At 45.5% G+C, this 21062-nt stretch carries 16 protein-coding genes; 1 reads left to right on the plus strand and 15 read right to left on the minus strand.

The window, feature by feature from the left end; translation table 11 throughout:
* Window positions 1-6 precede the first annotated feature (6 nt).
* From ggt to MHB85_RS17180, 10 genes are all read right to left on the minus strand, one after another.
* A complete protein-coding gene (gene ggt / locus MHB85_RS17135) occupies window positions 7-1602 on the minus strand; it encodes a gamma-glutamyltransferase (protein ID WP_105599066.1) in 1596 nt (531 codons plus the stop codon).
* Window positions 1596-2837 carry a pyridoxal-phosphate-dependent aminotransferase family protein gene (locus MHB85_RS17140; RefSeq protein ID WP_341073301.1) on the minus strand — a complete coding sequence of 414 codons (1242 nt, stop codon included), beginning with the start codon at window positions 2835-2837 and terminating at the stop codon, window positions 1596-1598. Before MHB85_RS17140 ends, ggt begins: the two co-directional genes overlap by 7 nt.
* Before the next feature lie 6 nt (window positions 2838-2843).
* A complete protein-coding gene (locus MHB85_RS17145) occupies window positions 2844-4151 on the minus strand; it encodes a Zn-dependent hydrolase (RefSeq protein WP_341073303.1) in 1308 nt (435 codons plus the stop codon).
* Window positions 4148-5551: an allantoinase AllB gene (gene allB / locus MHB85_RS17150; RefSeq protein ID WP_341073304.1), complete on the minus strand. Its 1404-nt coding sequence runs from the start codon at window positions 5549-5551 to the stop codon at window positions 4148-4150. The genes MHB85_RS17145 and allB overlap by 4 nt, the downstream gene beginning before the upstream one ends.
* A 43-nt stretch (window positions 5552-5594) precedes the next feature.
* Window positions 5595-5972 (minus strand): hydroxyisourate hydrolase, encoded by a 378-nt coding sequence (gene uraH / locus MHB85_RS17155; RefSeq protein WP_091019526.1) that lies wholly within the window; start codon window positions 5970-5972, stop codon window positions 5595-5597.
* Window positions 5972-7477, minus strand: coding sequence for a factor-independent urate hydroxylase (pucL, locus tag MHB85_RS17160; protein WP_341073305.1), 1506 nt, complete (start codon window positions 7475-7477; stop codon window positions 5972-5974). Before pucL ends, uraH begins: the two co-directional genes overlap by 1 nt.
* 239 nt (window positions 7478-7716) lie before the next feature.
* Window positions 7717-9339 (minus strand): PucR family transcriptional regulator, encoded by a 1623-nt coding sequence (locus MHB85_RS17165; RefSeq protein WP_091019529.1) that lies wholly within the window; start codon window positions 9337-9339, stop codon window positions 7717-7719.
* Window positions 9340-9844: 505 nt separating this feature from the next.
* Window positions 9845-10048, minus strand: a complete 204-nt coding sequence (locus MHB85_RS17170) for a hypothetical protein (protein ID WP_341073306.1) — start codon at window positions 10046-10048, stop codon at window positions 9845-9847.
* Between the two features lie 222 nt (window positions 10049-10270).
* Window positions 10271-11224, minus strand: coding sequence for a hypothetical protein (locus MHB85_RS17175; RefSeq protein ID WP_143786567.1), 954 nt, complete (start codon window positions 11222-11224; stop codon window positions 10271-10273).
* A gap of 780 nt (window positions 11225-12004) precedes the next feature.
* Window positions 12005-12688, minus strand: a complete 684-nt coding sequence (locus tag MHB85_RS17180; RefSeq protein WP_091019534.1) for a hypothetical protein — start codon at window positions 12686-12688, stop codon at window positions 12005-12007.
* Window positions 12689-12861: 173 nt separating this feature from the next.
* On the opposite strand from MHB85_RS17180, the gene MHB85_RS17185 reads away from it, so the two are divergent.
* Window positions 12862-13041 (plus strand): hypothetical protein, encoded by a 180-nt coding sequence (locus tag MHB85_RS17185; protein ID WP_192131151.1) that lies wholly within the window; start codon window positions 12862-12864, stop codon window positions 13039-13041.
* 804 nt (window positions 13042-13845) lie between these two features.
* On the opposite strand, the gene MHB85_RS17190 is transcribed toward MHB85_RS17185, so the two are convergent.
* The 5 genes from MHB85_RS17190 to MHB85_RS17210 form a co-directional block, all read right to left on the minus strand.
* Window positions 13846-14094, minus strand: a complete 249-nt coding sequence (locus tag MHB85_RS17190) for a hypothetical protein (protein ID WP_192131149.1) — start codon at window positions 14092-14094, stop codon at window positions 13846-13848.
* 482 nt (window positions 14095-14576) lie between these two features.
* Window positions 14577-17321: a CHASE3 domain-containing protein gene (locus MHB85_RS17195; protein ID WP_244660847.1), complete on the minus strand. Its 2745-nt coding sequence runs from the start codon at window positions 17319-17321 to the stop codon at window positions 14577-14579.
* A gap of 178 nt (window positions 17322-17499) precedes the next feature.
* Window positions 17500-18888, minus strand: coding sequence for a class II fumarate hydratase (fumC, locus tag MHB85_RS17200; protein ID WP_105599071.1), 1389 nt, complete (start codon window positions 18886-18888; stop codon window positions 17500-17502).
* Between the two features lie 132 nt (window positions 18889-19020).
* Window positions 19021-20031 carry an aldose 1-epimerase gene (locus MHB85_RS17205; RefSeq protein ID WP_047843331.1) on the minus strand — a complete coding sequence of 337 codons (1011 nt, stop codon included), beginning with the start codon at window positions 20029-20031 and terminating at the stop codon, window positions 19021-19023.
* A 179-nt stretch (window positions 20032-20210) separates the two neighbouring features.
* Entirely contained in the window at window positions 20211-21020 is an 810-nt protein-coding gene (locus tag MHB85_RS17210; RefSeq protein WP_091019540.1) for an MBL fold metallo-hydrolase, read from the minus strand.
* Between the last annotated feature and the right edge of the window lie 42 nt (window positions 21021-21062).

A 21062-nucleotide genomic window follows, 5' to 3' on the forward strand; every position in this document is an offset into this window, starting at 1 on the left:
TAGCTGTTACCATCCAATAGCTATACCATCGCCTCTGGGGTCTGCCGCGCCACTAATCATGCCGTCCTCACGAATGACAATGCCTTGCGACTGTCCCATAATACCGTCCCAAGGTGCTCTCGCTTCAACGTTATGTCCCCACTGGGCAAGGGTTGCACATACATCATCATGATATCGGTTCTCCACACGCATCGTATCGCCTTCTTCGCCCCAGGTACGTCCGTACACCCAACGCGGCAAGCTGATTGCTTCCTGAATGTTCAGCCCGTAATCAAGCACTCCGGTAAGTACCGATAATTGTGTCTGCGGCTGGCCTTCTCCCCCCTGTGTACCCACGAGCATATATGGTTTGCCATCTCGTGTAACAAGGCCCGGCATGAGCGTGTGGAATGAGCGTTTGTTGGGTTCCAGAACGTTGGCATCCCTCGGGTCTAAGGAGAAAAACGACCCCCGGTTCTGCATGATAACCCCCGTATCCCCTGGGACATAGGCTGCACCGAAGTCAAAATACAGGCTTTGAATGAAGGAAACGGCATTGCCTTCGCTATCAACAACCGCTGCATACGCCGTGTCCTGACCTATCGTTTTGGACAAAAACGGCTGTGCCACAGGTGGAGCAGACTGAATCTCATTCCACAATTGGTCTCCGTAATCCTTGGATAACAGATGTTCCAGCGGAATGTCTCTGAAATCCGGGTCCGTCAGATATTGGTCACGATCACGAAACGCCTTTTTTACCACTTCCGCCATCAGATGATAAAATTCCGGTGAGGTACGTGCTACAGAGGACAGATCCGTATGCTCCAGCATATTTAACATCATCAGCATCGAGAATCCCTGCGAGTTTGGCGGCATCTGATAAACTTCATAGCCACGATACCCCGTACTGACCGGTTTCACCCACTCTCCACGATGCCCTGCAAAGTCCGCTGGTGCAAGCATGCCCCCATCCTCACGAATAGCCGAAGTCAGACGATCCGCAAGTTCTCCTGTATAAAAAGTATCTCGCCCTTCCGTCTGAATCAGACGAATGGAGGCAGCAAGATCAGGCTGGATCAGCAGCTCACCTTCCTGCAAAAGTGTACCCAAAGGCGCAAATACCGCTCGCAGCGGTGTATGCCCCATGATGAAATCTTCATCCCTTTCCATCCACAGTCGGAGATTCCGGGATACAGGGCATCCTTTTTCTGCATACTGCGCAGCAGGTTCAAGCAGTTGCTCCCACGGTAACTTACCGTACCGGGACCAAACTTCCCACCAGGCATCGACCATTCCCGGAACCGTGATGGCACTAAGTACACCGCGCTGAGGAATAGCACTCATACCCATCGCTTTGAACGTTTCCGCATGAATGCCCGCGGCTGAGCGGCCACTTCCGTTATAGGCGGTAATCTCACCGCTGGCTCCATCATGAATCAGGAAGAAGGCATCCCCGCCAAGTCCGGTCATATGCGGATATACCACACCCAGCGCTGCACTGACCGCAACAGCAGCGTCATAAGCATTCCCGCCCTGCTGGAGGATGGAGCTTCCCACTGCACTCGCCAGATAATGAGGAGTAGTAACCATGACCTCTCTGGAGATTGGCATCTGATTTAACATAAAGCGCCCTCCTTCCCTGCATACACATCCAATGCCGCCTGCACTGCTTCACCGGCTGGTAATACGTAACGATGACGGAGAAGAACAGCTTCCAGCGCTCCCAGCACATGAAGTACATTCTTGCGTTGGCAGCTGAATCCCATTGTACCGATCCGCCAGATTTGCCCTTTCAACGGGCCAAATGAACTGGCAATCTCAATGCTGAAATCGTTTAGCAACATGCTGCGCACCGACTCACCATCAATCCCTTCCGGAATAGTAATACAGGTGACCACCGGAAGTTTACTGGACATATCCCCGTACAGTTGCAGTCCCATTCCCTGTATTCCAGCGACCAACGCACGTTCATTCACCAGATGTCTCTGGAACCTGGCCTCCAATCCTTCTTGCAGCAGAATACGCAAACCTTCGTGAAGACCGTAGAGCATGGAGGTGGCTTCTGTATGGTGGTTCAGCCGGGCCGAACTCCAGTAATCCTGCAATTGGCTCAGGTCAAAATAATTGCTGGCAATGGTGCGGCCTTCTGCCCGCGCACTGGTTGCGTCTCGGAGTCCGCGTTCAACGGTTTTGCGGCTCATCAGTTTCTGTTCCACACGACTGTTGTACGTGAGAGGTGCCATTCCTGAAGGAACGGACAGGCATTTTTGCGTTCCGCCCATCACCGCATCCAGATACCAGGCATCCGTCTCCACCGGCGTCCCGCCAATGGTTGCTACAGCATCCACAACGAGTAAAATATCAAGGTCGCGACAGGCTTTGCCAATCTCGGCAAGGGGCTGCATCTGACCGGTGGAAGTCTCACCGTGAACCATCGCAACCAGACTCGGTTTATGGGTATGAATCGCCTTGATCACTTCTTCCGGATCAAATACCGTTCCCCATTCCGTTTCAAAAAAAACAACCTCTGCACCACAGCGTTCCGAGATTTCAACCAGCAGATGTCCGAATCGTCCGTAGATCGGGACGAGAACTTTGTCACTGGGCTGGATCAGACTGACCAACACAGCTTCAATGCCTGAACGCGATGTGCCATCGACTGGATAACACCACTCGTTATCTGTCATATATAACTCACGCAGCATCGCCATCGTCTCGTTCATCAAGGACGTGAACTCCGGGTCAAACTGCCCGAGGATCGGAAAGGATAACGCTCTGAGTACGCGTGGATCAACCTCAACCGGTCCCGGGGTCATAATGGTCCGCAAGGACGGAGATAACTCTTTATAGCTGGACATCTGCATTCAACTCCCGTAACCGTATTTATAGAGTAGCCGGACCAGAACCCGAAAACCGTGCATCAGGTCTGCTTCAGCTGTATATTCAAGTGGATTATGACTGATACCGTCCTGACTCGGCACAAAAATCATGGCTGTCGGACAAACCGGCTGAAAAATCTGCGAATCATGTCCCGCTCCGCTTGGCATTAGCCAATAGGACAACTGCTCCTGCTCACAGGTATCTTGGATGTCTGAGATCATCTCTACATTCATAGGAATGGGCGTCACCGAGAGATGTTCTTCCCAGTCAAGTCCAAGCTGATGCTCGGCTGCAATCCGACTAAAAGCCTGGAGCATATCCTGCCAGCAGCGATCAATACTTTCCTGCCGAATATGCCGGATATCCAGTGTAAACACCGCCCGTGCTGCAACCACATTCCCCACACCCGGATCGGCTGTGATTCGCCCAACCGTGGCTACCAGCGGTTCTCCCGCTTTCAATGCGATATCCCTTACTGCAGCAATCATCTCAGCTGCTCCAGCAAGTGCATCTTTGCGCCAGGACATCGGCGTTGTTCCCGCATGATTCGCTTCCCCGCTTACCGTAATACTGAACCGCTTCTGACCTACAATATCGGATACGACTCCAATCGAATGTCCAAGACGTTCCAGAACCTGACCTTGCTCAATATGAAGCTCAATAAAGGCACCGTAATTTTTCGCGGCCGGTCTATATGCACTATCGGGTCCAAAGCCCGCATCGCGGATCGCTTGTGCAAAGGTAACGCCGTCTTGATCCTTCAGATGCTCTACATCTTGCAGAGACGTTATTCCTGTTATACTGCGTGAACCCCAATATGCAAAAGGGAATCGACTTCCCTCTTCTTCGCATAACGATACCACTTGAAGTGTGCGCTTCGGTGCTCCAAAATGCTTCTGCAAATACTCCAAAGCAAGGACACCCCCCACCACACCGTAAGCACCATCATATTTGCCACCATACACCACAGTATCCATATGTGATCCGGTCACGATCGGTAATTCTTCAGCACCATTCGCTGATCCCTCACCCTCGCCCTTCAGTGTGCCATACAGATTACCGGACTGGTCGAACTCGGGAGAAAGTCCTTTCTCCTGCATCTTGGCTGCGAGGGCATGCTGTGCTTCACACCAAGACGAGTCATACAACAGTCGTGTGACGCCGCCCTGTGCATCCGCACCATATGTCGACAGCCAGTCAAGCATGGCTTGCAGCTCCACCTGTTCCACATTTAGCAAAGGAAGCTGTGCGTTATTGGTACCGGATGACCGGTATACTCCAGACTCCGTCATGGCGTCTCCTCCGTTCCCGCTTCGATGGGAATAGAAGAATAAGCCGCAATGTGTTGCCCGACAGGCACAGGAGATAACCCGGATTCCGAGTTGTAGACGCGCTGACCACGGCAAAATACATCTGCAATCTGACACTTAAAGGTACGTCCCACATAAGGGCTCTGTTTATGCGTGTAGAGCAGATCTTCCGTGTTCAGGGTCGCGCTCTTACCCCAGTCAATCAGAACCAGATCTGCATCCATGCCAATTGCAATCTCCCCTTTATTCTCCAGACCAAGCCTTCTGGCAGGCTGCAGAGAGAGCACTCTTCCGAGCAACGGAAGGTCGATATTTCGCTGAAGATGTCCTTCCTCCAGCATGATTAGCAGTGTGCTTTGTGCCCCGGATATGCCGCCCCAGATTTCAAAGAAGTTATCCGATTGTTTCATGGATGGTGGGCAAGGAGAATGGTCTGAGGCGATAACATCAATCAATCCTGAAGTCAGTGCATCCCATAACTGCTCCTGTTCGGAAGAGCTGCGCAGAGGTGGAGCGCATTTTGCTACAGCACCCAATCGGACCACATCCTTCTCGGTCAGCGTCAGATAATGAGGACATGTCTCTGAAGTTACGTTTTGCCCACGCCGTTTGGCTGCTGCAATCAGATCCAGCGCTTCCCGGGTGCTGATATGCACAAAATGCAGCGCACACCCGGTCTGTTCGCCGTATTTCAACGCTCGGGCAACAGCGACGACTTCAGCTTCCACAGGACGAGACCGGATATAATCCATCGGTTCCGTCTTTCCCTCTGCGATGCTTCTCGTAGCAAGTTCGGCAACGATGCCTTCGTCCTCTGCATGAAGTGCCAGCACACGGTTTAATGTTGCAAGTTCTTTCATCCCGTCCAGCAGGGTATGGTCATCAGCTCTGGCAAAGATGTCTTCCCCATCTCCACCCGGCTCGGACATAAATGCCTTGAATCCCGCAGCCCCCAGCCGTGCCAGTGGAGCAAGTTCATCCCGGTTGCCGGGAACCAAACCTCCCCAGAAGGCATAATCAACATAGGATTGGTCGGCAGCTGCTTTCTTTTTCATCTCCCATACTTCCGGCCTTGTGGTTGGCGGTACGCCGTTAAGCGGCATATCGACATAGGTTGTGATTCCCCCTGCGGCAAGTGCTGCCGAACCCGATCGGAATCCCTCCCAACTGGCGAGTCCAGGTTCATTGAAGTGCACATGAATGTCCACAACACCAGGCATCACTGTAAGCCCCTCAGCTTCTATGATCCAAGTCGCTTCACCAGCAGTCAGCCGCTTGGACAGTTCCGTTATTTTCTCACCCGTAATGCCAATATCCAGTTGCTCTACCCGATCTCTCAGCACCACCCGGGCCCCCCGGATGATAGTATCAAATGTTGTCATGTGGATGACCCTCCCCCTGAATCCGAACCGGATGCGTGAATTCTCAGCTTCCCCGGTATGTACTGTAACCTCCTGGAGCAATCAATAATGGAATATGGTAATGGCTTGAGGCATCAGATACGGCAAAACGAATCGGAACAATTGTCCATAATGCCTGCCCCAGCTCCTCCAATGAACGATGTGCGTAATAACTCTCGACATGGAATTGAAGCTCATATATCGCTGGCTCCAACTTGCCTCCATCCAGCAGCGGTGCATCCAAACGCCCATCCGCATTGGTCACCGACTCAGCTACTTTTGTCTTGTTTTCCTGTTCTCCATCCCTCTTCAGGGTATACAGTTCGATCCGAACACCCGCAGCAGGCACACCTTTGGAGGTATCCAGCACATGTGTTGTAATTCGGCCATCAGACATCGACATTAGACGTCACCTGCTTTCCCGGCGTCACGGCCGTCTGTTCCCAGATCATCCCTTGTCATCGAGAAACCCTGGAATCCGTAAGGTGGTCTCGGTTCGGTAAATACTTTGCCTTCCCCCTCTTTCACTTCCTCCAGCACTGTTTCCCAAGTCCGATTGTTGGACTCAAATGAAACCTCACTCAGTTGCTCAAATCGACTTAACAACCTGCGTCCAATCTGGTAGATCAGATGTTGAATGGAAGCGGATCGACACTCATGAAATACCGCCGCAGCCAAGTCTCTGACCTGTTCCGCCGCTACATACCGTCCACGCTGATCATCTATGCCATCTCTCGGATCTTCATAACGCCAATTGATGTTCAGGAAAATAAATAACGGTCGATCCCATGTCTCTGGAAGAGTGGTATATTCATCCTGCATAAATCCGGCAAATTCACTGCCTTTGACCTTGATCAGTCTCAGATCGGCTACACCACTGAAATGGTTGCTGAGTTCAATCGAGTCTCCTGTTCGTTCTGCTTCCACGGCAGCTGTCGCACGATCATTCTGCGAATAACGAAATACAAGCGCACTCGGTCGATAACTCCCTTCCAACCCAATCGGTATATCTTCAAAAGGTATCTGGTCCGCTGTCATCTGAACCTTGCTCATCTGCGGATACGTCTCCAGGAAACGACGGCTTACCAGCGCAAGAAATCCTTCCACCGTTGCCCTTGTATAATCCGCTGCATGTTTGAGAATGAAATTTTTCATTGAATCGGTTGCGACCACCAGCGAATTATCCCCTTCTGCAAAAGAAGGCAAGAATTCATCACCCTGCACAGCGACCTTAATGTTTAATCCAAACAGAATATTGCTGCGTCCCATGAACGGCGATTCCGGAATGGACTGTATGCCCGTCAACGGTTTGGCGTAGGAACGGTACATCCACACATCCCCTTTGCCGTAATACATGGTCCGCTGCTGCACTGCGGCTGGCTTGCTGACGAACTCATGTTCATGACCGATCTGTACAAGCCATTGCTCCAAACGTATGCCTGCAATCTTGAATACTTCCTTCAATGCAGTCTCGAATTCCTCTTCCCTTCCTCGGCGATGACGTTGCCTCATGGATTCGAGGATGGAGCTTGCGGTATGGCCTTTTACAGCCAGTATGAATGGAAAGCCGAATTGGCTTGTATATGCTTTGTTTAATTGTTGAAGTTCGTTGTACTGCTCTTGTGAAAGTGAATCAAGCCCTGCTCCAGCTTGTTCCTGAACGGAATTGCTGCTCATGCTGATTCGCGCTCCAAGATCCGGGTGATTTCGAAGCAGTTGCAACTTCACCTGGTCATCCGATGCCTGAACCATGTTCTTCATCACGTTCATCATCTGTTCAAATGAATCAAAAGGTCGTAAAAGCCCGGAACGTTCAGCCACCCATGGTGACTCCTCAAATAAGCCGCCAAACGTATGCACAAACTGCGTGATAGACCAGTTGTTAACAAGTTTAATTAAGTCACTCATGTTAGAACCTCCGGTCTGTTATGGATTATTGTTCTTCATTCTAAGTGTCGTTCAATGTCGCGACAACAATATTTACGCAATTTTGTAATATAACATAACATCAGAGTTGTGATTTGTTTGCTATGCACGGGAAGTTCAGCTTTTATTGTCCTTAAACATGAAAAAACCGCATTCCATCAAGGGAATGCGGTTCATGGGTCTGAGACCCAGTAGCATTGTCATCTTGCACAATGCGCGGTTTAGAGTTGCACATTGTGCGGTCTTGCAGCTGCTTTGTCCCGCACAAACTTGCGGAAGGTGAATACCAGCTTTAATTTCAGCAGATCATTTGTTTTCTTAAAGTCCATTTGCAGCAAGCTGCCGACTTTCTCCATACGATAAGTGACTGTGTTACGATGCACAAACAGCTGCTTGGCAGCTTCATTGATCAGTCCATCATTCTCGATAAAGGACTCCAATGTATTCATCAATACCTGATTGGGATCACCATCCCTGGCAAGTAACGGTTCAAGTACTTTATTGCAGTAATTCTCCATGATGTTATCCGGTACATGTTGGAACACATAGGCAAATTCGAGCATTTCAAATTGCAACGCACGGTCTTTCATGCCGAATCGACGAGCCAGTTGTCGGGTATCCAGACATTCCTGATACGCTTCACGGAGCGATTTGGGTTCGTGTTTCATTTTGCTGATCCAGAAACGCGGAGCCGGTGCGCCTTTTGCTTCTTGTGCTGCCAGCACATCACCGAACCGGTTCAACAGAAAACCTGACAGTTCCTCTCCATAGTCTCTCCCTGTTGGACAGGTATAGATGGACAGAATGCCATCTTCAATCTGAAAATGCTGTGAGGCCGTGAATTGCATCAGCGGATTGTATTGTAATTCACGATGAATCTGTTTAAGCAGCTTTCCCTCGGCAAAGAGAGTCGGCTCAAGCGTGATCAGTACGCACTGATACGTTCCCTGGAACAGATGTACACCTTTGTTTTCACTCAAGGTGGTCAATTCCTGAATAGTCATTTTGTTATCCAAATACTGTGAAAGCAGCGTACGCATCTCATCTTGAACGGTCGGATTAATATGCTCGCGATAAGTCATATCCATATAAAATGCCAATACATCGGCAGCCTGTTGGAACAGCTCCTCCTCTGCCCGAAGCGATAAGGCTGAATCGGTAAACACCAGCAATGATCCGTATTCTTCATCATTCTGTTTGATCGGTACGCGATGACAACTTCCCTGATTCCATTTCACTCGGTGCATGACGGATTTCCATGGCCAGCCCTGGGTTACAGCATCCCCTGCAATGCCCTCACTGCCATAGAGCACATGCCCACGTGAACCAATGACGGCAAGCGGATAGTTCAACACCGTGGCAAGTTCGGCAAAGACATTCCGGTGTGGCTGCTGTTGCAGTGCAAACTGCATTAATTTCTTTTGCTTCTGCACAACTTCATGCAGCAATCGGTTGCTGCGTTCATGTTCAGCCTTGAACAAGGCATTCATCTGGTCCGAGAAGGTGAATTGAAAAGGAAGCTCAAGCAATGGTAAACGAAGTCGATCCGCTTCCTCGACAATGCCTTGGGGAATGGACTGCCAGAAACGTCCCAGCTTGATGCCGAGTCCTGCACAGCCACGTTCGTTCAAGCGCCGCATCAAACGTAGTGCATCTGTCTCACTGTCTTTCATAATAAAAGCAGTGGTGAACAACATTTCTCCGGATTTGATCCAATCCGCGATATCAGGAGCGTCCATGACGTTAACGGATTTCATCATCCGTGAAGTCCCTTCTCCACCCGCAACCAGTTTGGCCTCGGACAACGGGTATACCTGTAAAGCCTCTTTAACCGTAAGTTGCATGGACACTACCTCCCATATATATAACACATAATCATGTTATTTTCGTTTTAGCAGAATTATTTCTGGATTACATTTCTAATTAAATCTATATTCATCCATTTAATCTCGTTTGTTGTTAAGTATTATAACATCATTTTTCTTGATAAAGCTTACATGGCAAAAAAATAAAACCTATGACCTAATTACAGCGCACTTTCCTGTAATCGGCATAGGTTTTATAAGTTACTATGATTCACACACAACGGTTGGAAGGTTTTTCTATTTAGCCACGCAAACTCCTCCATAGGTAACTACTCTAGGATCAGTAACTTCAGATACACAATTCGTTTTATATTTTCCCAAATAACGTTCGTATAGAGAAGCAAGGCAGCGTATTTCATCTCGGAATTGTACTATTTTTTCTCCAATTGAGTTCATAATCTTCAGGTGTTCCTTCTCAATAGCGACTTTTAATGGAACAATGTTCTTGTTCCGCGACAGTTGAACAATGATCAGCTCATTTATTTCAGCTCATGGGGTAATCAATTTCCTTTTTGTTACCATTTTTTTCATATATAATCTCTGTTTTTCTGCCATCCGGGTATTCCTTGATCATTTTTTCATTTTCTTCATATACAATGGGCACACCATTGCTTTTGGCCTCTTGTCTGGCCGAGAGTGTTGCTTTTACTAAAATTTCATTCAATTCAGAAATTGACATACGTTTCATGTGAAGATACCCTCCTTAAATAATTGTACGTAAAAGTTTCACACTATTAAAATACACCTGCATTAATAAATGCCACATATTCCTCAAACGTATTTGAAAATATTGCAAAATGATGATTTTTCATAATGTACCTCGCAAGATTATATATTAACTATCAGTGTTGTTCTGGCAGGATGTATGCTGTTTAACCATATATAGGCTTGAAATATTACGTGCTCATAACTATAACGAATCTGCATCACGTTTGGCCCTTTGATATTCTCTTTCATCTCGAACTGCTCGATTCCATTCTGATTGCGAATACTTAACATTATAATTAGCTTGTTTTACAAACTTTTCTTTTGAAAAATTGGCCTGTTTCCGTTTTTCCTCAGCTGTATCATATGCCTCACTTTTTAATCGTTCTTTCTCTTTGTGTAAATTACTTTCCCCAATATTCCATCCGGTACTATGGTTTGGATTCCCAAACATTGAGACAGTCTTATCCAGTAAAAACAGCAGAGCGAATACAATAGTACCACCGACCATAAATAAGAAATCAATGACCTTAAGACGCAACATTCCTCCCTTCAAGGAAGATACACTTCCCTTTCTTAATAACTTCAACATTCTAGCTTTATCTTTCTGTCTTAGAATTCCTCCATCATATTTTCCTGCCTCTATCTCTTCAATCAATCTTCCGTTTGTATTTGTTACACGAACCATAACTTTATTGATCAACTTTGCTGATATTACAGCAAAGACTATTGGAATAATGAATGTAATAGCTAGATGTATGAAAGCATCCCATACATCAGATACTAGCACTTGAGATGCATACGTATTAGTTAAGTTAAGTAGAAGAGACAGAATAATAAACCCACATACAGTTCCATACATACTATGCCATTTGAATTTTTTTTCATCATCAAAGGAGATGGGTTGCCTTTTAAACTTATTCGTAAGTAGCTTTACAACTAAAATACTGATAAAGCCAGCGGGGATTACAAATATCACACCATAAATACCAAGTGAGAAATGATTTGTATGAGAAGTGTATAAACCTCCTTCAAAAATCACCTCTTGAGTCATTACTCGATTGATCAATTTATTGATTGCAATGGTCAAAATAACCGTTAGGATAATTACGGGTAAAGTCTTTCCCTTCAAAGTTTCCTTCATTGTCCATTTGTTCATCTCTTTCATTCCTTTACTCATCATCTAGGTTTCTAATTAGCAACCAAGATAAATATAGATTCTATTATCGTCCTCTTTGTTAAAGAGTCTTCCTATTCGATTACTCTAGTGCATTTCTGTTCATGAAACCATCAACCTTACATCCTTTCTGCTATTGCGGTTAAAACTAGTTTCTTGACTACCTCAAATGTCGTATGTACTTATTGTTCAGTATTTTACTATGCATAGTTATATAAAACCTAAATACGAACAAATCCACGTGCAAACCCCTATCTCGGGAAAAGTACGCACGGCGGCGATGTCATTTAACTTTATCGTGTCGCCGGTCGCTTGAAATTCTCTCTTGGACCGCAAACACCATCACCCTCATGTGCTACTAAGATAGTACCGAATTTCACACTAATCAACAAAAAGGTGACTGTTATGGATCGTCCTGTTGTCTAGCTCTAGTTCAGAAAAATGTTTCTCCGAAAAAGTAAAATGCTCCTTTGGATGCGGTAAAGATACCTATTAATGGAACTATTTTGCGTTCTCCCCCCCTTAATTACAATCCAATACCAACTCCAGGGATAATAATGTATATCGCTAACCACAAATCGATAAGGTTAATGCGTACGACGGGTTGTTTACTTTAATAGTGACAACCCAAGCAGTTCCATTAGATATCCCCCTTCTTATTTACTATTGATTAAGAAGATAACTTGATCTACTTATGTATGTAATTTGCATAGATCGTAGTCTTTTTTGAACTTTCATTAAAAAATCCCCCAGAAGGGGGACTTATTTAACCTTTGTGAAATCTACTTTATAGGTTACAGACATTTCTTTACCTGCATACATATAAACTAGCTCAGCTGGCTTGCTAAAATCGATTTTAGAATTATCAAAACTTGCATGTAAGACTGACACATATGCTGGAGCTTCTGGCCATGATCCGCTCATTGAGACATCGTCCTTACCTCTTATATCTTTTGGTTGATAAACTTTACTCCCTTGTTTCAATACCACCTTAAGATTCTTTGTAAAAGTAATACTATTGCCATACGTACGTAGCTCGAAATCTAATCTATTCAAACCTTTGTAGAGTGCTAAGAACTCTTTTGCATCTTTTAATGTATATGTATCATAATCGTTAAACTTTAGAAAAGAGGCTCTAACTATATTATAATATGGGGAAGATACCCAGACATCTGGTTGCCATATTTCAAGTTTATCAATTGAAATCTTTAATTTTTGCTTATTATTGAAATCAATTACGGCATCATATCCTTTTTTGCCTATTGCAATTGCATTTTTAAGTTGCTGATCTGATAAATTAAAAATACTAGATTTGACTTTATTGCTTGCTTTCTGTTCTGTTGTGCTCGTAATTTCAATGTTACTTGTGGTTGTATTACTAGCTGCCATGGCCGATCCAGAAAATAGTGTTGACATAATAAGCAATGAGACTAGTAACTTTTTCATCTGATCCTCCAAATATAGGTATTTAGTATATTTTATCCTATCTGTAGATGTAGGTAAATGGTTTTATTTTAGATAATACTTTAGAACTACAAGATATTCTATTAGAAGGACTCTTTAATGCACAGTAGAATGCATTTTGGCAACTAAACAAATAAAGACAACTCTGTCGGACGATGGTCCCCTTCCCATCCAGATCTGCTCCGTTTGCGGACATCGGGTTGGAAAGAGAGAACTACATATCCGAGAGTAAGGCTGCACCAGCTGCGGCGTTCATCATGACCGCGACCGTCAACGCGAGTTTGAACATTCGAGATGAGAGCCTGCGCCTGATACGTCTGACTCCCTCCGTTTAACGAACACCGAACCGCAGGAACGGCAGGGATCGCTTGGCCGAAAAACCTAACCGCTGCTTGAATCTATGCCATGCGGGTCAAGTAAGGTTTCTTCCAAAAAGCTCCGACTTCTAACAATAGTTAAGTCGGGGTATTTCACCAACTGGACAGTTAAAAGCATAATTTTCTTCTCAAACCCACCGCGCTCATCTTGTTAAGGTACATCCTTGGATGGCAGATAAGAGAAACATGAGGACCTCCGTTTTTGTTTTTTTGATATTGTAGAGTAGTCTTTTTTCACCTAACTAAGAACATTATATTGTATCTATAATAATCTGGAAGTTGGAATTTGAACTGCTGAGTTTATAACAAACACTGCCTATTGAAGCTGTAGCCCACTCCTCGGTTATAGCCGAAGTTCATCTCGTTCCGGACTGAATCGATAAGATGATTTTTTCGGCTTCATCTCGAGTAATATATAAACTTTTGTCTTTATGGATTGAATTTTGCTAGTAAAACAGCGCTAGGAGTTTTTACATTGGCATACACCTTTACTGTCGCTTCAACTCCGTAGAGTTTAGCCAAAAGGACATGAATCTGATGAATGGCTAGTGCTGTCTTGTTAAACTTACTTACGGATTTTCGTAATCGTGTACGGCGTTTAATGTTGATATTACTATCTCTTGATCATGTTCTTGTCCCTCGACACGTCAACAAATTATCACTTCACTCTTTCGGAAATGCTTTTACTTATTTCTTCAGGATTTTCAACACCAATGATCAACTTTGATATTTTGAACATACCAACTTTCAAGCTATTCAAATCTAAATGAAGAGTTTCAAGCTCATTTTCAAAAAAGTGGAGTTGAAACCACCATTTGATCTAAATAACCCATTTCTCTTTTCTCCTAATAAAGCACCATATAGTTTAAAAGCTTTGGGTATTGGTCTACCTGTTGTTATTCCCTCGATTGAAGAGTATGGAATTTGCAACCCTTTATCTAATTTTAAAAAGGGTGAGTTTCCAAAGTCGATATTTACGTAGGTTTCCATTAGTTGAATTTTACGTTCCATATTTTGATTCCCCCATTTTCTTTTCAAATAATCCATTTATTTCATAACCCATAATTACATATAATACTACAGATACCTCTTTTATTCATGAAAGTCTAAGCACTGCCCTCCGCGCCTTCGCGGGATACGTCCTCCTTTTTATATTCCATTTCCAATCATTTATTAAAGAACCTACGCGTGTAGCATGTAGTGCTTAAACAGGGACTTATCTTTAACCTAAACACTAAGAAAATACTATATTTTCACTGGACAATTAGTTTATTTTTCCTACACATTTGTTAAATGAAATTGCATGAAATTTAGTTAGGTGTTTATCTAATCAGTAATCCTGCTCATGTTCTTGTCCTTTTCGGCAATCGGGACAAGAACTTGTACCGATAAAACAAAAAAAGCCGCTAAATTAGCGACTTCACTAGGAATATGTTCTTGTCCCTCGACAATCATCGTAGTGTCAGTGTAAATAACTTTTAGTTCAACTACGATCAGATTTCCATGGTTTCGTGATTCATCCATAATTTCATACGGGATAATACATCTTTGATATTCAGTGGTTTGCTGAGATAGTCCGAAGCACCTGCTGCAATACATTTCTCCCGATCCTCTTTCATGGCCTTGGCTGTCAGCGCAATAATCGGAAGCTGAGTCAGACCAAGTCGTTCACGGATCTGGCGAGTTGTCTCATAACCATCCAGTTCCGGCATCATAATATCCATCATGATGATATCAGGCTTGACGCCTCCACGCTCCAACAATTCCAGACACTCGTACCCGTTCTGGGCTGAAATGACATTCATACCGTATTGCTCAAGAGCGTTAGCCAGCGCATATACATTTCGTATATCATCATCAACGACAAGTACTTGGCGTCCGCTGAGCAACGCTTCTTCCAGAGGTGTCAATAAAACATCCGATTGTTCGGAAGTTATTGTAGGAAGCTTATTGACCTCAGGTGTAGTGGTAGCCACCTCATTCAGGAACAACCGCGATGCATTCATAGTCTCAGGTTCATCTCTTCGCAGTGGCAGGAACAGCGTGAACACACTGCCATGTCCTTCACGACTTGTTGCCGAGATTGAACCACCCAGCAAAGTCGCAAGCGATTGAGAGATCGACAGCCCAAGTCCCGTTCCGCCATATTTACGTGCCGTAGCCCCATCCGCCTGTTTGAATGCATCAAAGATCTGCAGAAGTTTGTTTTCCGCAATGCCAATCCCTGTATCACTGACGGAGAAAGCAATCACGTCGGTCTCTTGGTCTTTCAATTCAGGATGAGCCAGACTCATTTTGGAGATGGTTAAGGCAACTTCACCCTCACTCGTGAACTTGAATGCGTTCGAAAGCAGATTTCGGAGAATCTGGTGCAATCTCATCTCATCCGTCACGATGGTTTCCGGTAAAGGACTTTGGAGCTGAATCCGGAAATCTATTTTTTTCTGTTCCGCTGTTTTCAGGAAATACTGGTTCATGACTTCAGGTAGACTACCCAGATAGACATCATCAAAATCCACTTCCATCTGTCCGGCTTCCACCTTGGATAAATCCAGAATATCATTGATCAGATTCAGCAAGTCCTTACCAGACTTGTGTATGACCGAAGCATAGTTCTGCTCTTCACTATTCAAGTGTTGGTTTTTATTTTCAGACAATATTTCCGACAAAATCAACATGCTGTTAAGCGGTGTCCGCAATTCATGGGACATGTTCGCCAAGAATTCGGATTTGTACCCCGAGCTTGTTCGTAACTGATCTGCCACAACTGCAAGTTCATCGGCTGATGTCTCAGCAGCGCTCTTCTGTATTTCCAAGCGTTCATTAAGCATATGAAGTTCTTCGGTCTGCATTTGTAGTTCCTCAGTTTGAGACAGCATTTCTTCGGTCTGAGACTGAAGTTTCTCCGATTGTGCCTGTAATTCTTCATTCAGAACTTGTGACTCATCATATAACTGCTGTAATTCCATGCGAGTGACAGTCGAGTGTAAAGAAACACCAAAAATGTCCGTCAGTTCTTGCATCAGCCTCATATCATTCTCTTGCAATGGCTTCATTGAAGCAAGCTCAATGACCGCAATCGTTCTGCCTTCGAAGAGGACCGGTACTACGGTAAGTGATGTGGCAGATGTATATCCGAGACCCGAAGAGATTCGAATATAGTTCTGTGGCAAATCATTCATACGTAAAACTCGCTTCTCCACAGCACTTTGACCTACCAGCCCCTCACCCGGGGCAAGCGACACTTTACCGAGCGAACGTTCTTTCTCTCCATCCGCAGCATATGCAGCCACGCGCAGCAGTCGATTGTCTTTCCAGTAATATAAGACGCTATAGGGAACTTCAAACAACATGGCAAGCTCGCTCAGGAACAAGCGTGACAATCCCTCCAGATTGGTCGGGTTCTGTAAGAGTGTCGCAATGCCTGTGATCTGGTCCTTGACCCGATTCTGTTCCTGTACTTCATCCAGTAATTTGTTGGTTTCGTGACCCAGGTCCCCCACTTCATCATGTGTCCGCACCTGAATTCGCTGCTTCAGGTTTCCACCTTTGGAGATATCACTGATGGTTTGCATAACATCTCGCAACGTTTTGACGATATTTCCTGATATCACAATCGCAGCTGCAATGGATAACGTTGCAATAATCCCCCACAGCGTATACATAATCGTCAACAGCGTGGAGCTGCGTCTGGCAAGTTCACTAACCCTCGCCTCGGTCAGCGCGATCTCTGTGTTACGGAAGGTTGTAAGTTGAGAGCGCAGTAGATCAATTTCTGTTTTACCCGGATCAGATTGAAAGAATGCAACAACTTTGGCTTGGTCCCCTTGCTTTTTCAACTCCACCAACGGCTCCCCAGCAATCTCGATCCATCTCGTAATATGAGCTTTGATGCTTTGCAGACTCTGCTGCTGCGAAGGATTGTCACTAATGAGAGCATTCAACTGATCATAGTTGGAACTCCACTGGGATAGGCCTTGGGAATAAGGCTCCAAGTAACTTTCATTGCCTGTAATCATGAATCCACGCTGTCCTGTCTCCATGTTCAAGACATTTTTTTCAATCGCGTTGGTCAGATTATGTACTTCCAGATCATGATGAGAGATAAAATCATTTTCCTTCTGTAACACATTAATTTGGGCCGTAAGCACTAGCAGAACAACTCCAAATAAAAGCACAACCACAAGATAGCCCAATAGAATTTTGGAGCGTATCGTAAATCTTCTCGTTTTAGACAACGCGGAAACCTCCAAATATATACGAATCCCATTCAATTATATTAAAACTGGTGCATATGTAGTTTATATGGATACGTATAGTCTGACAAGCTTTAAGTTCATCGGTAAGCATAAGAAAAACGACCTGCTTGTGCAGGTCGTCCTCTTCAGTGATCTATATTGCTCATTTGGGCTGATTTTAGGCCTTTGGAGCGATCATTTTGGCCGGATCGACATATTGATCAAATTGCTCTTCGGTAAGCAGGCCCGTTTGTAACGTCGCCTGTTTCAAAGACAAGCCTTCTTTATGTGCAAGCTTCGCAATTTTGGCTGCATTCTCATAACCAATATGCGGATTAAGCGCGGTAACCAGCATCAGCGAATTGTTCAGATTATGTTTAATCTGATCCAGGTTAGGCTCAATGCCTACGGCACACTTGTCATTAAACGCAATAATGGAGTCCGCCAGCAGTTGTACGGATTGCAAGAAGTTATAGATGATAACCGGTTTGAATACATTCAGTTCAAAATTACCCTGACTTGCCGCGAAACCAATCGCTGCGTCATTACCCATGACCTGCGTAACCACCATAGTAATGGCCTCGCTCTGAGTTGGGTTGACTTTACCCGGCATAATGGAACTGCCTGGCTCATTCTCAGGAATACGGATCTCGCCCAATCCACTGCGAGGGCCACTGGCCAACCAGCGGACATCATTGGCAATTTTCATCAAATCAGCTGCAAGCGCTTTAACGGCACCGTGCGCATATACAACTTCATCATGACTTGTAAGGGCATGGAATTTGTTTGGTGCAGATACAAAATCTTTCCCCGTATGTTTGCCAATCTCCTTGGCAGTGAAATCCCCAAAATCCGGATGCGCATTAATGCCCGTTCCGACAGCTGTACCGCCGATCGCAAGCTCCTTCAGGTACTGCACACTTTCACGGATCATACGCTCACTCTTGCCCAGCATGGCTTCCCAACCACTGATCTCCTGGCCAAGCGTAATTGGTGTTGCATCCTGGAGGTGAGTACGTCCAATCTTGATAATATCCTTGAATGCCTCCGACTTGTCTGCAAAAGTGGCTTTTAATACCGCAATGGCAGGCAAGAGTTGATCCTCAACAGCCAGAACACCTGCGACATGCAGAGCCGTTGGGAATGTATCGTTGGAGCTCTGGGACATGTTCACGTCATCATTTGGATGCAGACGCTCTTCCTTACCCTTTTGCTCCAGCAGTTGGTTCCCCAGATTGGCAATCACTTCGTTCACGTTCATATTGGATTGTGTTCCACTTCCCGTCTGCCATACTACCAGTGGGAAATGGTCATCAATTCGGCCTGCAATAATCTCGTCTGCTGCATAAGCAATAGCATCGGACTTAGCCGCAGATAATTTACCTAATTTATGGTTACTGGCCGCAGCACTTTTTTTCAAAATGGCAAGGGCACGGATAACTTCCATCGGCATATGTTCACTGCCAATCGGGAAATTCTCCTTGCTGCGCTGCGTCTGAGCTCCCCACAGCCTGTCGGCTGGTACTTTCATTTCGCCTAACGTATCTCTCTCAATGCGGTATTCCACTTGCTTGTCCTCCTCCAAAAAGATGGTTTGGGTCTCTACAAAGCTTGTGTATCTCGTCATATTATACATGATTTACGAGCAGGTTTTCACCTTTTCGACAAAATTGTAAGCGCAGCGCAAAATGAGCGTGAATTATTTTTGTGACGCAATTGGATACAATCGGCTGCTCTGTTCGAATAGTTCACCTGGTTCCAAACCGATCAATCCGATTTCTTCTGCAGGTATGCCTTCAACATTAGGAGCGTTAACCAGGTTCATCTGTGGTTCAGGACAGAAGAATTCGCCACCCATGTTATTGTTCCAGATCATCCAGTGCTTGTAGGAGGTACCCACATCGTATACCAGTTTGTCTCCAGTACGGTGATCCGTAAGTTCCATATAGTTACGTCCATTCTGCGGCTCCGCAGTGTAATGATTATCCATGGCAGCAAAGAACGGACTAACACCGTCTTTTTTCAATTGTTCTTCCTCAGGTGTAAGCGGTTGAAATTGTCCTGTTGGCAGAGAACGCTCATTCAATTCACGACGTTGTCCAATCGTAACTTTGGCCGTGTAATCCGAGGCCTGACTGTCCGGTGCAAAAGGTACAGCAATCGCCGTGTGGAATGCAAACAAATTCGGCATATATTCAGTCCCGTTGTTGCGGACGATCAATTGTTGCTGAAGTCCTTGGCTACTCAAAGAATAACGGAGCGTCACTGTGAACGTAAACGGCAGGTACTGATGGAATGTATGCCCTTCTTTCACGTCCTGGCTAAGCAACACATAACTCTCCAGCTGATCCGAACCGTATCCCTCAACCTTCCACTCGGCATCATGCAAAAATCCATGCAAATGGTTACCTGTAGCCGGTTCGTTCACAGGCAACTGATAAACTTTACCATTCCAGGGGAAACGTCCATCCTCATAACGGTTTGGTGGAGAAAGAATCGGAATTCCATAGACCGCAGGTGCAGCCATAAATTCATCCATCTGATCCTGATTCGGCTCTCTCAAGTAACGGAAACCCTTTTCTGTATCACGAAAAGCAACGAGGTTGGCACCCACGCTAGGAATAACTGCCGCTTCAAACTGATTAAAACGAAGCCAAACGGCCGGAATCCCTCCAAATTGTTCTTCAAATGCTGCATTTTGCTGTGTCATCGTTATATGTACCTCCTGCATACTAAGGTTATATTATACGGCTCGACTATATCATGCCCGAGCGCAAAATACCAATCTATGATAGAGAACAAATTCATAATAGAAAAACAAAAAAGACAGGAAAAAGACAGCTGCAATACGTTACGGCTGTCTCTGCTGTCTTTCATATGATGGTTCAATTAATCCACATATTTTCCTTGATCCGGCACAGTGCTCTCTTCAAAGTCCAGATCAAGTCGCTTCAAGGATGCACTCAGCATATCTCCGCTCAAGGCATGCCCATGCCCGGTAATCGCAAGTTTCGGTTCCAGATGCCTTATATGCTGGACAGATTGATGAGCAGCCTGCCAATCGGTTGTGAAATAAGATGGTGGGCCATGCAACTGTTTGTCCTGAAGCAACACACTCCACAGCGACTCCTGCTTCACTGTGATGATTGCGTCTCCCGCAATTAACAAACGGTCTGCTTCCCGAAACAGCGACACATGTCCAGGCGTATGACCTGGCGTGTGCACCCATTCCCATCCTGAGACGCCTGGAACGGAATGATCTTTGGGTAAACTGAATATCCGATCATCCAGATTGATTGCCTCATTGGGATAAGCGAATGACAACCTGGACATCAAACCTCCACCTACAGAAGGATCCGCTGGCGGGTAATCTTTTAATCCCGTTAAATACGGAATTTCAAGCGGATGAGCATACACTGGCACACCCCAGAATTGTTCCAGTTCAATAACGGTCCCTACATGGTCGAAGTGGCCATGCGTCAATATGATCGCAGACGGCGGACCTTGAAATCGTTCTGTTGCAACCTGAACAATATGATCTGTGAACCTCGCCATTCCGGTGTCCACGAGGACCCAGTTCCTGCTTCCTGGCTCTCCGATGAACACGACATTAACGAATAGTGTACGTAGACTGAGAATATCGGGCGCGACTTCTTCAAGTCCCGTCAACCCTTCTGTAATCAGATTGTCAGATGCCATTCACGGTTACCTCCCATTAGGCGGATTGTCTCTCTGGTTCCA

Source organism: Paenibacillus sp. FSL K6-4396, assembly GCF_038002525.1.
Classification (GTDB): Bacteria; Bacillota; Bacilli; order Paenibacillales; family Paenibacillaceae; genus Paenibacillus; species Paenibacillus amylolyticus_B.